This is a genomic window from Vibrio sp. 10N.247.311.14, assembly GCF_041467715.1.
GTDB classification, from domain to species: Bacteria; Pseudomonadota; Gammaproteobacteria; order Enterobacterales; family Vibrionaceae; genus Vibrio; species Vibrio crassostreae_C.
This window is the reverse complement of record NZ_JBFSVE010000011.1, coordinates 1-12,430: the sequence shown is the minus strand read 5'-3', so window position 1 is coordinate 12,430 and position 12,430 is coordinate 1. Positions and strand designations below refer to the sequence as shown.

At 44.8% G+C, this 12,430-nt stretch carries 12 protein-coding genes; 3 read left to right on the top strand and 9 right to left on the bottom strand.

All coding sequences use genetic code 11. The annotated features are described in order from the left end of the window. Window positions 1-43 precede the first annotated feature (43 nt). From AB6F11_RS05780 to AB6F11_RS05760, 5 genes are all read right to left on the bottom strand, one after another. On the bottom strand, window positions 44-604 hold the full coding sequence (locus AB6F11_RS05780; RefSeq protein WP_017079484.1) for a Slp family lipoprotein: 561 nt from the start codon (window positions 602-604) through the stop codon (window positions 44-46). A 39-nt stretch (window positions 605-643) separates the two neighbouring features. Beyond that, window positions 644-949 carry a chromosome partitioning protein ParA gene (locus tag AB6F11_RS05775; RefSeq protein ID WP_102393265.1) on the bottom strand — a complete coding sequence of 102 codons (306 nt, stop codon included), beginning with the start codon at window positions 947-949 and terminating at the stop codon, window positions 644-646. Window positions 950-1,040: 91 nt separating this feature from the next. Further along, a complete protein-coding gene (tsaB, locus tag AB6F11_RS05770; protein ID WP_102393264.1) occupies window positions 1,041-1,742 on the bottom strand; it encodes a tRNA (adenosine(37)-N6)-threonylcarbamoyltransferase complex dimerization subunit type 1 TsaB in 702 nt (233 codons plus the stop codon). A 59-nt stretch (window positions 1,743-1,801) separates the two neighbouring features. Next, window positions 1,802-3,730, bottom strand: a complete 1,929-nt coding sequence (locus tag AB6F11_RS05765; protein WP_102393263.1) for an ATP-dependent DNA helicase — start codon at window positions 3,728-3,730, stop codon at window positions 1,802-1,804. Between the two features lie 160 nt (window positions 3,731-3,890). Beyond that, window positions 3,891-4,091, bottom strand: coding sequence for a hypothetical protein (locus AB6F11_RS05760; RefSeq protein ID WP_017062381.1), 201 nt, complete (start codon window positions 4,089-4,091; stop codon window positions 3,891-3,893). Between the two features lie 301 nt (window positions 4,092-4,392). Between AB6F11_RS05760 and purU the strand changes: the two genes are divergently transcribed. Further along, window positions 4,393-5,226, top strand: coding sequence for a formyltetrahydrofolate deformylase (gene purU / locus AB6F11_RS05755; protein WP_029235131.1), 834 nt, complete (start codon window positions 4,393-4,395; stop codon window positions 5,224-5,226). Between the two features lie 313 nt (window positions 5,227-5,539). Here purU and AB6F11_RS05750 read toward each other — a convergent pair whose 3' ends face one another. Beyond that, on the bottom strand, window positions 5,540-6,136 hold the full coding sequence (locus AB6F11_RS05750) for a VOC family protein (protein WP_017070298.1): 597 nt from the start codon (window positions 6,134-6,136) through the stop codon (window positions 5,540-5,542). A 347-nt stretch (window positions 6,137-6,483) separates the two neighbouring features. Here AB6F11_RS05750 and argS point away from each other — a divergent pair, with 347 nt between their 5' ends. Together argS and AB6F11_RS05740 are read left to right on the top strand one after the other, a co-directional pair. Continuing rightward, window positions 6,484-8,217 (top strand): arginine--tRNA ligase, encoded by a 1,734-nt coding sequence (gene argS / locus AB6F11_RS05745; protein WP_017063415.1) that lies wholly within the window; start codon window positions 6,484-6,486, stop codon window positions 8,215-8,217. Between the two features lie 390 nt (window positions 8,218-8,607). Continuing rightward, a complete protein-coding gene (locus AB6F11_RS05740; protein WP_004734200.1) occupies window positions 8,608-9,036 on the top strand; it encodes an HIT domain-containing protein in 429 nt (142 codons plus the stop codon). Between the two features lie 137 nt (window positions 9,037-9,173). Here AB6F11_RS05740 and AB6F11_RS05735 read toward each other — a convergent pair whose 3' ends face one another. From AB6F11_RS05735 to AB6F11_RS05725, 3 genes are read right to left on the bottom strand one after another with little or no spacing between them, the layout of a single operon-like run. Then, complete coding sequence (locus AB6F11_RS05735) at window positions 9,174-9,404, bottom strand: FeoC-like transcriptional regulator (protein ID WP_004734201.1); 231 nt, start codon at window positions 9,402-9,404, stop codon at window positions 9,174-9,176. Continuing rightward, window positions 9,401-11,674 (bottom strand): Fe(2+) transporter permease subunit FeoB, encoded by a 2,274-nt coding sequence (gene feoB / locus AB6F11_RS05730; protein WP_102393262.1) that lies wholly within the window; start codon window positions 11,672-11,674, stop codon window positions 9,401-9,403. The genes AB6F11_RS05735 and feoB overlap by 4 nt, the downstream gene beginning before the upstream one ends. After that, the gene (locus AB6F11_RS05725) at window positions 11,675-11,896 is read right to left on the bottom strand and encodes a FeoA family protein (protein ID WP_004734203.1); all 222 of its coding nucleotides are present in this window, start codon (window positions 11,894-11,896) and stop codon (window positions 11,675-11,677) included. Window positions 11,897-12,430 lie beyond the last annotated feature (534 nt).

Sequence of the window (12,430 nt, the reverse complement as noted above, 5' to 3'; positions counted from 1 at the left end):
TGTATGGTGTCCCTATCGTTTAGTGTGTCGATTTCAGGTTCAACTATTCCACATCTTGAATCACACGGCCTGACTTAGGCATGGTTTGAAAGCTGCGACAATGCAAACTGCGGCAAGAGTAATAGGTTGGCGCAAAGTCGTTGATGACCACTCGCTCAGTAATCTGCCATAAACGTTGGTTGTAGACATTCATTACTGGGAAGGTATAAGGGTAATCACCAACGGTGCCATCTTCAGTACCACTTGATGTTCCAACCAAGGTGACTAAACGGCCTTCAGCAAAGCTCAAAGGTTCTACATAACCATCAATGTAACCAACAAAACGCCCTTTTGGCTCGGCATCAATATCTGGCTTACCGTTGCTTGAGATCGGCAAGTTAACCACTTCAACACGAGTCTTATCTTGTAAGTTAGTGACTTTAGCTATCACACCACCTAAGCGAACATCACCAGCGTCTGGCACCGTGTTTACCCACTCTTGGTAGTCAGTTACCACCTGTTCAGAGTTTGCATTAAGTTCTTCTGGTAGAGATGAGCAACCCATCACCATCGAAGAGAAGGCGACAAGGAAAAATAAGCGAGATTTAGAAATGAGAGAAAACATAATGCTGGTCCTTAGAAAAGGATAAATGAAAGCACAAAGCTAGATATAAATATCGACCCCAATAAGCTTCGCAAGTTCCTCTTTTTTAGCTTGATTCATCACGTCCATATACTCCTCCATCGCACGTCGTCCACGCCCTTTTGGAAGATCATATTGAACCTGAGCTTTGTGGATCTCAGATTCTTTGACTTGGCGAATCGAATGCGAGACAGCATTCGCGACCTTAGTTGGCTGACCAACTGAGGTTTTTGCATCGCCTTTTTTTACCTCGTTCTTTTTGTTGGTTCGATTGGTTTTGGATGTATTGCCTATCGAAGAAGGAGGTAAGCCGTTTAGTGAAACCATGCTTAAAGAGTTTATTACCTGATGTTAATGATTGTGTATCTGTTTTTATTTTGGCTCTGCAAAGTGAATGCAAAGCCAAAATAATACGTACTTACTCTCGACCTGGCAGTTTTTTCCACGTCACTTTATCACGAAGATAAACAGGCTCAGACTCTTCTGCTGCAACCGCTTTACCTTCTGCGTAAGCAAATTGAGCAAGGAACGCCATATCTTGAGCTTCTGGAAACAGGACTTCACACGCTTTGGTGTTAATCGCTAGTGTGTCCATGTGCTCTGCATACGCTTCCCAACCGGTGCCGACTTTTGCCCATGTCTCAGAATCCGCTTTAAGCTGCGCAGCTAATTCGCTTGGAGGCGTAACACATTCCGCATCAACCGCAGTCCAACGACCATCATCTTCACGGCTGTAACGAGCCCAGTATACTTCACTCATGCGAGCATCAATCGCTGTAGCTACGTGAGTTTCACCAAATTTACGGTAGCTGCCTTGCGCCATCGCTGCCAGTGTAGATACACCGATCATCGGTAAATCAGCACCAAAAGCTAAGCCTTGAGCAATACCAATACCAATACGTACACCCGTGAAGCTGCCTGGGCCTTGGCCAAACGCGATTGCGTCGATATCGGTTAAAGCGATGTTCGCTTCTTTCAGTACTTCATCAACCATAGGTAGAATTTTTTTCGTATGGTCTCGAGGAGCCTCTTCGCTACGTGCGAACACCTGGTCACCCATTACTAGTGCAACTGAACAGTTTTCAGTTGCGGTATCTACTGCAAGAATTTTCGCGCTCATTCGTGTCTCAAATATTCGTTATCTAATCTAAAAATAATGGCTAAGCTCAACAATGCCAATTACTCAGCAGCGGTTGAATGGTCTTTAGCTAAGAATTCTTTAATGATCCCTAAGTCACGGGTACGTGGGATAGGCGGTAAACTCGCCAAAAACACACCACCGTAATCGCGGGTCACCAAGCGGTTATCGCAAATAATTAAAGCGCCATTATCACGTTTATCACGTATCAATCGGCCGACACCTTGTTTCAAGGTAATCACAGCGTCTGGCAACTGTACTTGTGCAAAAGGATCACCCCCTTTTAGCTTACAGTCCTCGATTCGAGCCTTAAGTAAAGGGTCATCAGGGGCTGTAAAGGGCAATTTATCGATGATAACACAGCTTAATGCGTCGCCCCTAACATCTATCCCCTCCCAGAAAGCACCTGTAGCCACCAGCAATGCGTTACCTAATTCCATGAATTCGGCTAAGGTTTTTTGCTTACTTGTCTCACCTTGCAATAGAACGGGAACCGAGAGGGTTTCACGGAATCGCTCCCCCAACTCTTTCATCATGCTGTGTGAAGTACACAAGAAGAAACAGCGGCCTTGGTTTTGCTCAATCACAGGAGTCAGCATTCTTACTAGCTTATCCGCGAGACCGGGGCTATTCGGTTCTGGAAGATAACGAGGCACACACAAGCGCGCTTGATTCGGATAATCAAACGGGCTCGGCAGTGAAAACTGTGCCGACGGTTTTAACCCTAATCGAGAAGTAAAGTGTTCGAAATCATCCGACACCGCCAAGGTTGCTGAGGTAAACACCCATGCGCCCGGCTTCAGCTCAATCTGTTCGTGGAATTTATCGGCGACAGAAAGCGGTGTGATATGCAGAGCAAAGTGGCGCGGTGTAGTGTCATACCAATACGAATAGCCAGTGATCGACACATCGCACACACGTTCGATACGCGACTTAATCATATTTGCGCGTTCGAAAGCGGTATCTAACAGCTGGCTTCGCCCAAGTGCTAACTTCAATACATCAACAGCAAGTTGCAGAGCATCTTGCAAACGAACTAACTCGCGTGCAATCGACTCGGATTTCAAAGCTTCGCGCCAGTTACCACGAAAGCCGGTATCACCAAGCACAATACGCAGATCGGCTGACGATTGAACGAGCCTATCCCCTACTTTCTGTAGCTGACGCATGTCTTTGGCTTCAGTTCGGTAAGCAATTTCAATGTCTTTGGCTAACTCTTGGATCTGTCGACTGGAAACCGATTGTCCGAAGTACTGGCTGGCGATGTCAGGAAGTTGATGTGCTTCATCGAAAATAAACACGTCAGCTTCAGGTATCAATTCGCCAAATCCGGTTTCTTTGATCGCCAAATCAGCTAGGAAAAGGTGGTGGTTTACGACCACCACATCGGAATCCATCGCTTTTTTACGCGCTTTAAGCACAAAGCAATCGGTATAGCTTGGGCACTCTTTACCCAAGCAATTATCATTGGTCGAGGTAATGGTTGGAATAACCGGGCTGTCTTCAGCGATATCATCACAATCGCCTAAATCACCCGTTTGAGTGGATGACGACCAACTACGAACTTTGACTAACTGAGCCAGCAGCGTTGGATCGGTATGAGCACCATGACTCTCGATCATTTGGCGGCTGAGTCTGTCCAAACACAAATAGTTTGAACGTCCTTTGAGCAACGCAACTTGACCATAAAAGCCAAGCGCATCGACCATCAAGGGTAAATCTCGGTGAAACAGCTGTTCTTGAAGGTTTTTAGACCCCGTACTAATGATGGTTTTCTTGCCACTAAGCAGCGCAGGCACTAGGTAAGCAAACGTCTTACCAGTACCTGTTCCAGCCTCAACAACCAACTGGCTTTGATTTTCAATAGCTTGTGAAACCGCTTCAGCCATGTCTAACTGAGCTTGTCTTGGTTGAAACCCAGGGATAGCTTTGCCCAGAGCGCCATCAACAGAAAACGTTTTAGATATCATAGAGTACGAAGTTTAGAAAAAGAGAAGGAGAATTATGGCAGGTTTAGTGAGCCGGCGCGAATCAAGAATGACTTCGCACCGGAGGTGTTTGGTTTGGCTTGACGTGGCTTAAGTTACCTTGAAGGTAAGAATTGAAGAAGTAGGAATTAGAGAATCGTTTTTATTTTCGACTGAGATAACGTGATAGCCAAGGAGCACCTTCAAAATGGTTATCACCAGGCTGTATGGCTTTCGCTGCATCGGTTGGTGAGGTCTTACTTTCCCACATTTCATCTAGAACATGACCATCTAATTCGGTACCTCTCGCCAATGAATTCACTCGCTTGCAGTACAGTTTTTTGGCTAGTAACTCTTTATCCATAAGTATCACCTCTATTTTTGGCCAAGGCGTAAATGCCTCGGTTGAAGTTCAAATGCGTACTACGGTCAAAACTTTTAAAAATGAAGCTTCTGCCTGTTTTTCTATCTAAAAACTGATATTTCTATATCAAACAATTTATCAAAGCGATAAATGAGCAGCAGAATTTGTTGAAACCAACTTGATAATAGATTAATTATAACGGTGATATTGCGGCTCAGTTCACCGTTCGACGGCCTGCATTAAATTTGAAGAATCCCGATTTCATATAATAAGTGCAACATTTCATGGAAGTAAGATGCAAATGGAAAGAAAAACTTTACTAACACATTGTACTGATGCCCCCGGCCTCATCTCTAAGATCACCAATATTTGTTATAAGCACCAACTCAATATTATTCACAACAATGAGTTCGTAGATAACACAAGTGGCCACTTCTTTATGCGCACCGAGCTTGAAGGGTATTTCAATGACGAAACCTTACTTGCCGATTTAGATCAAGCCCTGCCACCAAATACGAAACGTAAGCTTGTTGATTCGTCTCGCAAGCGTGTTGTGATACTCGTGACCAAGGAAGCACACTGCCTTGGCGACATTCTAATGAAGAACTTCGATGGCAGCTTAGACGTTGAAATTGCGGCCGTTGTCGGTAACTACGACATTCTACAAAGCCTAACCGAGCGTTTTGACATCCCTTACCACCATGTTTCTCACGAAGGGCTAAACCGTGAAGAACATGAGAAGAAGATGCTAGAAGTGATTGACCAGTACGAGGCGGATTACCTTGTTTTGGCTAAGTACATGCGAGTGCTGACACCAGGTTTTGTTGAAAAATACCACCACAAGATCATCAATATCCACCACAGCTTCTTGCCAGCATTTATTGGCGCGAAGCCATACCAACAAGCGTATGAGCGCGGCGTGAAGATCATTGGCGCAACGGCACACTTTGTGACGAATGATTTGGATGAAGGTCCAATCATCAAGCAAGATGTTATCCCTGTGGATCACAACTTCAGCGCGAAAGACATGGCACAAGCCGGTCGTGACGTAGAGAAGAATGTATTAAGTAAGGCGTTAAACAAGGTGATCAATGATCATGTGTTTGTTTACGGCAACAAGACTGTAATTCTGTAAATCGGATATTCGATTTCCGGTAAGACTTCCAGTTAGAACCCAATAAAAAACGCGCAATAGGGAAAGCCCATCGCGCGTTTTTTGTATCTGATGATCAGACTCGCTTTGAGAGATTCCCGACTACGCTCCTTCGTCGCTATCGGGAATGACGAACTCGGTGATGAACCTTCGAGCTATAGGCTCTAACATACGCTCTCGAACGCTCAGTCTGTCACTATCCAGATAGACTCTGGAAAATTTCATCAAACACCCCGTCATTCCGACGAGCCAAGGCGAGATCAGGAATCTCTTTCCTAGCAACTCTCTATTCAAATTAAGCCTGTTCTGATTCCACAATCTTCTTCAAAGAGTGTGGATGCAGCTTGATGCAAATCCCTTGATGTTTAAAAGCCACTGTTGGGTTATTCAAGCGTTCACCCTCGCCTTTCGGGCTAGAGAGTTTGATCTTAACGCCTTGCTCACCCAGCGTTTCAAAGTTAGCAGCGAACTGCGGGTAAGTTTCTTTAAGATCCGCTAGATACTCATCAGCTGTTTGGGCATGAGAAGGAATCACAAACTCTACATGTTCCCAATCTTGGCTTGGGTAAATCTTACCTTCTGCTGGATATGGCAGCTCCAAACATTCAATTTTCCAGCCAAGGCTTTGCAAGGGTTCATCGAAAGCCAACACCACAATTGGACGACCATTAATCATCGCCTCAGAAATCATAGAGCCGTACTCAGACCACGCTTGATGGGCAGATTTCGCTAGCTCAGTGTCATTGATTCGCAGCGCAATATGATCCGCTTGAGCAAAGCTTAAATCCAAACCTAATGTATTTCCTAGGCTCTCGATTTTTGCCATAAAAGTATCAAGGCGGGCGATCATTTGTTGTGGTTCTAGTTCAGCTTGCTTCAGGCTCATCATCATTGTCTGTGTTCTCCAAATAATGGCTGCATGTTATCAGTTTTGCCTTTTGCAACAAGCGTTGCTTTTACAAAAAACACTCAATAACTATGTTCTTTTCGCTCCTTAAACATGCAAACGCGTCTTGCTAAAAGTCGATTGTCAAAAACCACTCAGGAAATGTTAATTTTCTATCAATTCGACCTATAAGAACCCCCACAAAATTGGTATGATTAACGCCATTTTTGTGAACTTAAACAGTGTCTGTTGTTCATTTCGGCATTAAATCGTTAACTAGATGCATAATTAACCAATTTAATGACCTCGAAATAACGGCCACTCTTATCATCCTTGAATTGAAGGAAACGCGTGTGAATATCCAAGCACTTATTAATGACAAAGTATCTCAGGCTCTAGAAGCCGCAGGCGCACCTGCAGGCTCTCCTGCGGCTGTTCGCCAATCTGCAAAACCACAATTTGGTGACTACCAAGCAAACGGCGTTATGGGCGTTGCTAAGCGACTAGGCACTAATCCTCGAGAGTTTGCTCAAAAAGTATTGGACGTTCTAAACCTAGACGGTATCGCTTCTAAAGTAGAAATCGCAGGCCCAGGTTTCCTTAACATCTTCCTAGATGAAGCTTTCCTAGCACAACAAGCAGACGCAGCATTGGCTGATTCTCGCCTTGGTGTTGCAGTAGCAGAAACACAAACAATTGTTGCGGATTACTCTGCACCAAACGTTGCGAAAGAGATGCACGTTGGTCACCTACGTTCAACCATCATCGGTGATGCGGTCGTTCGTACTCTTGAGTTCCTAGGCCACAACGTTATCCGTGCTAACCACATCGGTGACTGGGGTACTCAATTTGGTATGCTTATCGCAAACCTTGAGCGCGTTCAGGCTGAGTCTGGCGAAGTTTCAATGGAACTTGCTGACCTTGAAGGCTTCTACCGTGAATCTAAAAAGCTTTACGATGAAGACGAAGAGTTCGCAGTTAAAGCTCGTGGCTACGTTGTTAAACTACAAAGCGGCGACGAGTTCTGCGCAGAGATGTGGAAGAAGCTTGTTGACGTAACAATGATTCAAAACCAACGCAACTACGATCGCCTAAACGTGTCTCTAACGCGTGATGACGTAATGGGCGAAAGCATGTACAACCACATGCTTCCAACTATCGTTGCTGACCTAAAAGAGCAAGGTCTTGCAAAAGAAGATGACGGCGCACAGGTTGTATTCCTAGACGAATACAAAAACAAAGATGGCGACCCAATGGGCGTTATCATCCAGAAACGTGACGGCGGCTTCCTTTACACAACCACTGATATCGCTTGTGCAAAATACCGTTTTGAAGAACTAGGCGCAGACCGCGTACTTTACTTCATCGACTCACGTCAGCACCAACACCTAATGCAAGCTTGGACTATCGTTCGTAAAGCAGGTTACATCCCAGAATCTGTTTCTCTTGAGCACCACGCATTCGGCATGATGCTAGGTAAAGACGGTAAACCATTCAAGACTCGTGCAGGCGGTACTGTTCGTCTTGCTGATCTTCTTGATGAAGCCGAAGTTCGTGCAGCGCAGCTAATCGAATCTAAGAACCCAGAACTAGCAGAAGACGAGAAGAAAGCGATCGCGAACACTGTTGCTATGGCAGCGGTTAAGTACGCAGACCTTTCTAAGCACCGCACTACTGACTACGTGTTCGATTGGGACAACATGCTTGCATTCGAAGGCAACACAGCACCATACATGCAGTACGCATACACTCGTGTTGCTTCTGTATTTGCTAAAGCTGGCATTTCTATGGACTCGCTTGAAGGTGAAATCAAAATCACTGAAGAGAAAGAGAAAGCGCTTATCGCGAAACTTCTACAGTTTGAAGAAGCAGTACAGTCTGTTGCTCGTGAAGGTCAACCACACATCATGTGTAGCTACCTGTTCGAACTAGCTGGTCAATTCTCTAGCTTCTACGAAGCGTGCCCTATCCTAGTTGCTGAAGACGAAGCTGTTAAGCAGAGCCGTCTGAAGCTTGCTGCACTAACAGCGAAGACGATCAAGCAAGGTCTATCGCTTCTAGGTATCGACACTCTAGAGCGCATGTAAGCGATTCGAGATTCGAGATTCGAGATTCGAGATTCGAGATTCGAGATTCGAGATTCGAGAAAATTAGAAAGGTTGACGTGAAAGCGTCAACCTTTTTTTGTCTGGAGGTTTGTTTACTCGATTATTTAAGCGATTAGCTAACCTACACAGCAAGAGATCTCCTATTACGCTCATTCGTCGCTCTAGGAGATGACGAGAATAGGTGTAGTGAATCCAAGACAACATCAATGATGCGCCATCAAACCACACCAAATCGTTATCCCTCTTCTCGCCGTCATTCCCTACAGTGAGGAACGAACGTGATAGGGAATCTGCTTATTGAGAACGTAAGCGCTAGCCACATCCCAACTCCAACCTTATACTCAAGTAAAACAATTAATTGGAAAGATCATGAGCTTTGAACTTCACCCACAATTAGCAAAAGACACCACGCTTATCGGCGAATTTCCACTAAGCTTGGCGCTGCTAAGCAAAGACAGTGCTGTGCCTTGGGTTATCTTGGTACCCAAACGCGCCAACCTAAAAGAGTTGCACCATCTGCCAATGAAAGAACAACAGCAGTTCTTACTTGAGTCTCAAGCGGTAAGCCAAGCATTAGAAGCGACATTCCAACCAGACAAGTTAAACCTAGGCGCGCTGGGTAACATGGTGCCACAACTGCACATTCACCATATTGCACGTTTCAAAGACGACATCGCGTGGCCAGGTCCAGTATGGGGCAACACCAAAGGCGAGCAACGCAGTGAAGAAGAACAAGCCGCAATCCATACTCGCATTCAAAACGTTTTATCACTGAGCTCTATCTTTAAGAAAGCGTAATTCGAGTTCATCTCATTACGCTTTAAAGCAAGGCTGTTCAGAATAGACACATGACAAAAAGCCGCTCATCTTAAATAGGTGAGCGGCTTTTCTATTGTCTAATCTCACCGTTTTCAACGAGAGTATGAAGCTCTGAACTACATCATCACATTCAGTGACAGACCATCTTGTTTGCTGATGGTGTAACGAATACGTGTTGTATGGCCATGCTTGTTGGTATCGACCAAGCGGGAAACTTTCCCTTTCTTGACCCAAACACTCAGCATCGCATCGACACCGTCTTCGCTCATTCCAAACTTAGACGCGAGTTCACTACGAGCAGCAACACCCTCATTATCAATGTATTGATGAAGTTCAGTTAAAATCATACTACTTGCACCTCTAGCGCTTTTTGCTTACTGCCGATTTTCTTGAAGACGCGATACGTCACCACAAAGCCACCAGCAATTGCCACCATCCACACAGCACTACTTACTGGGTGTACAGCGAAGTTTGCTGCTTGGTAGTAGAAGGTTGCACCGAAGTAACCAAGAGCCATTGTCCATACCGCAATGAAGCGGGCAAACGTCTGACCAAACTCACGAACATAAGCGCCCATCGCAGCCACACAAGGTGTGTAAAGCAGGATAAGAATCAAGTAAGCAAACGCAGCGTGCCCTGATACAAACTTGTCTTTCAAGTTACCAAAGATCGAAGTATCAACCTCTTGATCCGCAGCCACAGAGCTTGAGTCAGATAAGTCGCCCACTTCAATGCCTAATGGATCTGAATAGCTCAAACCAGCTAGGTTTTCAGGGATGGTCATGACGGCTTCTTGCAAGCTTGCTGCTAAATCGAATTCAGCCGCTTCTTCATCTGATGGCGTGGTGTACAAGCTGTTTAATGTACCAACAACGGCTTCTTTCGCAAAAATACCCGTAATAATACCAACCGTTGCAGGCCAGTTCTCTTCAGTAATACCAATAGGTTGGAACACTGGAGTCACAACTTGAGCCGCTTTAGATAGCACTGAGCTTTCGCTGTCTTCGTTACCAAAACTGCCGTCCATACCTAATGAATTCAGGAAGCTAAGAATAGCCACAACCATTACGATGGTTTTACCTGCGCCAAGCACGAAACGCTTCAGCTTCTGCCAAGTTTTCAGCATCACGTTTTGCACGGTCGGCAACTCGTAATCCGGCATCTCCATAACCAAGCTATCACTGCTACCAGGATAGATAGTATTTTTAAGGAATAAGCCCGTAAATACAGAAGCAACAATACCCATGATGTACAGAGCGAATACGACATTTTGTCCCGCACCAGGGAAAAACGCAGCTGCGAATAGTGCGTATACTGGCAAACGAGCACCACATGACATAAACGGAGCCATTGATGCTGCCAGTTTACGTTCACGCTCTTGGTCAAGAGTACGAGTTGCCATGATTGAAGGCACGTTACAACCAAAGCCCAGTACAAGTGGGACAAATGCTTTACCCGGTAAACCAATCTTCTGCATCACTTTATCAAGTACAAATGCAGCACGAGCCATGTAGCCTGAGCTTTCTAGTACCGCTAAGAATAGGTAAAGCGCTGCGATAACAGGAATAAAGGTCGCAACCGTTTGGATACCGCCGCCAATACCATCAGCAAGTACAGTGACTAACCAAACTGGTAAATGGCCATCTAATAAGTGGTGTCCACCATCAACTAATATTGCTCCAACACCAATATCGAAGAAGTCGATAAACGCACTACCGATATTGATAGAGAACATGAACATTAGGTACATGATAACGAAGAAGAAAGGAATACCGACCCATTTGTTCAAAATGAATTGGTCTGCTTTCTCTGTAAAGTTACGGCTTAGTTTGCCTTCGCTGCGACGAACACGTTTACAAAGGTCATGTAAGAAAGTGTATTTAGCGTCAGCAACAGCAAGGTCAATATCGAAATCGGCACCAAGACGCACGCTATCAATTTGAGTGCGAGTTTGTGGGGCTAAACCATTCAATACCAAGTAATCATTTTCTAAAGCACGAATCGCTAGCGCTCGGTGAGATACGTCAGCATCATCAAATAGTGACTCAACAGAAGGGATAAGAGCTTCTAACGCGGCATCGTAATCAATAGAGATAGGGTCAAGGCTCACACCTTGCACAAGCAGTTTATGCAGACGCTCTTTAAAGCGAACCACTTGACCTTTATCGTTTGCAGACAAGCTTAGAACTGGGCAACCTAGCTCTTTCTCTAGTGCTTTAAGGTTAATCACCTGACGTTCGCGCTTTAATACATCCATTTTGTTCAACACAACGATCATTGGGCGACCCAACTCACGCAGCTGTAATGTCATATATAAGCTTCGTTCTAGACAGCTAGCGTCGACAACATTGATGATCACATCTGCTGGGTGAGTTAAAACAGCGCGAGACGCGATAGACTCATCGATGCTGTTCGCATCATTACCACTGTCTAGTGCGTAGATACCCGGTAAATCCGTTAGTTGAAACTGATCACCAGCGTGCGAGTATAAACCCGTCTTCTTTTCAACAGTGACACCAACCCAGTTACCAACGTGCTGCTTAGCACCAGTCAGTGCGTTGAACAGTGTTGTTTTACCACTATTCGGGTTACCAACGGTAAGAACTTGATAATCCATTTAGATAACCTCGATTTGTTCTGCAATGCTTTCACGAATGGCGATAGAAACACCTCTCACTTCAACTTGAAGCGGATCACCCATAGGTGCACGGCGGATAAGCGTCACCTCGGTTTTTGGCAACATACCCATGACCATAAGTTTCTTCCTTACGTCTGGTGTTAAACCTGTTAGTGCAACAATAGAAGCCGCCTTTCCTTGCTCTAGTTGTGAGAGTTTCATAAGTACCCAATTCGTGACTGATAATGAGAAAGATTGTTATTAACGCCATGATACACATACATGCCCACAATTCTATTGTGTGAAATCAATGTTTTCGAAAATACATACTCGTAAGTTTCGTTAAAAACGTTTACGTCAAAAACGTTACTTTCAACAACTAGCGAGAACTACCTCACTAGTACAAACCCTCCCAAACAAAAACAAATCATTAATTATCAATCACTTGAGGCAATGTCGGTTTTCTCATAGGTATCTGTCGTTAATTTTATAAGTAAAATAAGTAGCTGGACGTATAGTTACTCCATCGAAGAGAAACTACTTCTCTTTAATTTTATTCCAGAGGTGATATGGCTTTGCTATATCACTCCGGCAGCAAGCGAAGGTGTCGTTGGCACCCGTGGTATAGTCCCCCCGGCTATGCCACGATATTTTTTTTCTTCCCTTTGTTTTATCCCAACAACCTTTTTAAACTCCCCATTTATCTCGTATCTCGTATCTCGTATCTCGTATCTCGTATCTCGTATCTCGTATCTC

Excerpts from the sequence above, each read along its gene's own strand:
- AB6F11_RS05780 (WP_017079484.1), bottom strand. The coding sequence starts at position 604 with ATGTTTTCTCTCATTTCTAAATCTCGCTTATTTTTCCTTGTCGCCTTC.
- AB6F11_RS05775 (WP_102393265.1), bottom strand. The coding sequence starts at position 949 with ATGGTTTCACTAAACGGCTTACCTCCTTCTTCGATAGGCAATACATCC.
- tsaB (WP_102393264.1), bottom strand. The coding sequence starts at position 1,742 with ATGAGCGCGAAAATTCTTGCAGTAGATACCGCAACTGAAAACTGTTCA.
- AB6F11_RS05765 (WP_102393263.1), bottom strand. The coding sequence starts at position 3,730 with ATGATATCTAAAACGTTTTCTGTTGATGGCGCTCTGGGCAAAGCTATC.
- AB6F11_RS05760 (WP_017062381.1), bottom strand. The coding sequence starts at position 4,091 with ATGGATAAAGAGTTACTAGCCAAAAAACTGTACTGCAAGCGAGTGAAT.
- purU (WP_029235131.1), top strand. The coding sequence starts at position 4,393 with ATGGAAAGAAAAACTTTACTAACACATTGTACTGATGCCCCCGGCCTC.
- AB6F11_RS05750 (WP_017070298.1), bottom strand. The coding sequence starts at position 6,136 with ATGATGATGAGCCTGAAGCAAGCTGAACTAGAACCACAACAAATGATC.
- AB6F11_RS05740 (WP_004734200.1), top strand. The coding sequence starts at position 8,608 with ATGAGCTTTGAACTTCACCCACAATTAGCAAAAGACACCACGCTTATC.
- AB6F11_RS05735 (WP_004734201.1), bottom strand. The coding sequence starts at position 9,404 with ATGATTTTAACTGAACTTCATCAATACATTGATAATGAGGGTGTTGCT.
- feoB (WP_102393262.1), bottom strand. The coding sequence starts at position 11,674 with ATGGATTATCAAGTTCTTACCGTTGGTAACCCGAATAGTGGTAAAACA.
- AB6F11_RS05725 (WP_004734203.1), bottom strand. The coding sequence starts at position 11,896 with ATGAAACTCTCACAACTAGAGCAAGGAAAGGCGGCTTCTATTGTTGCA.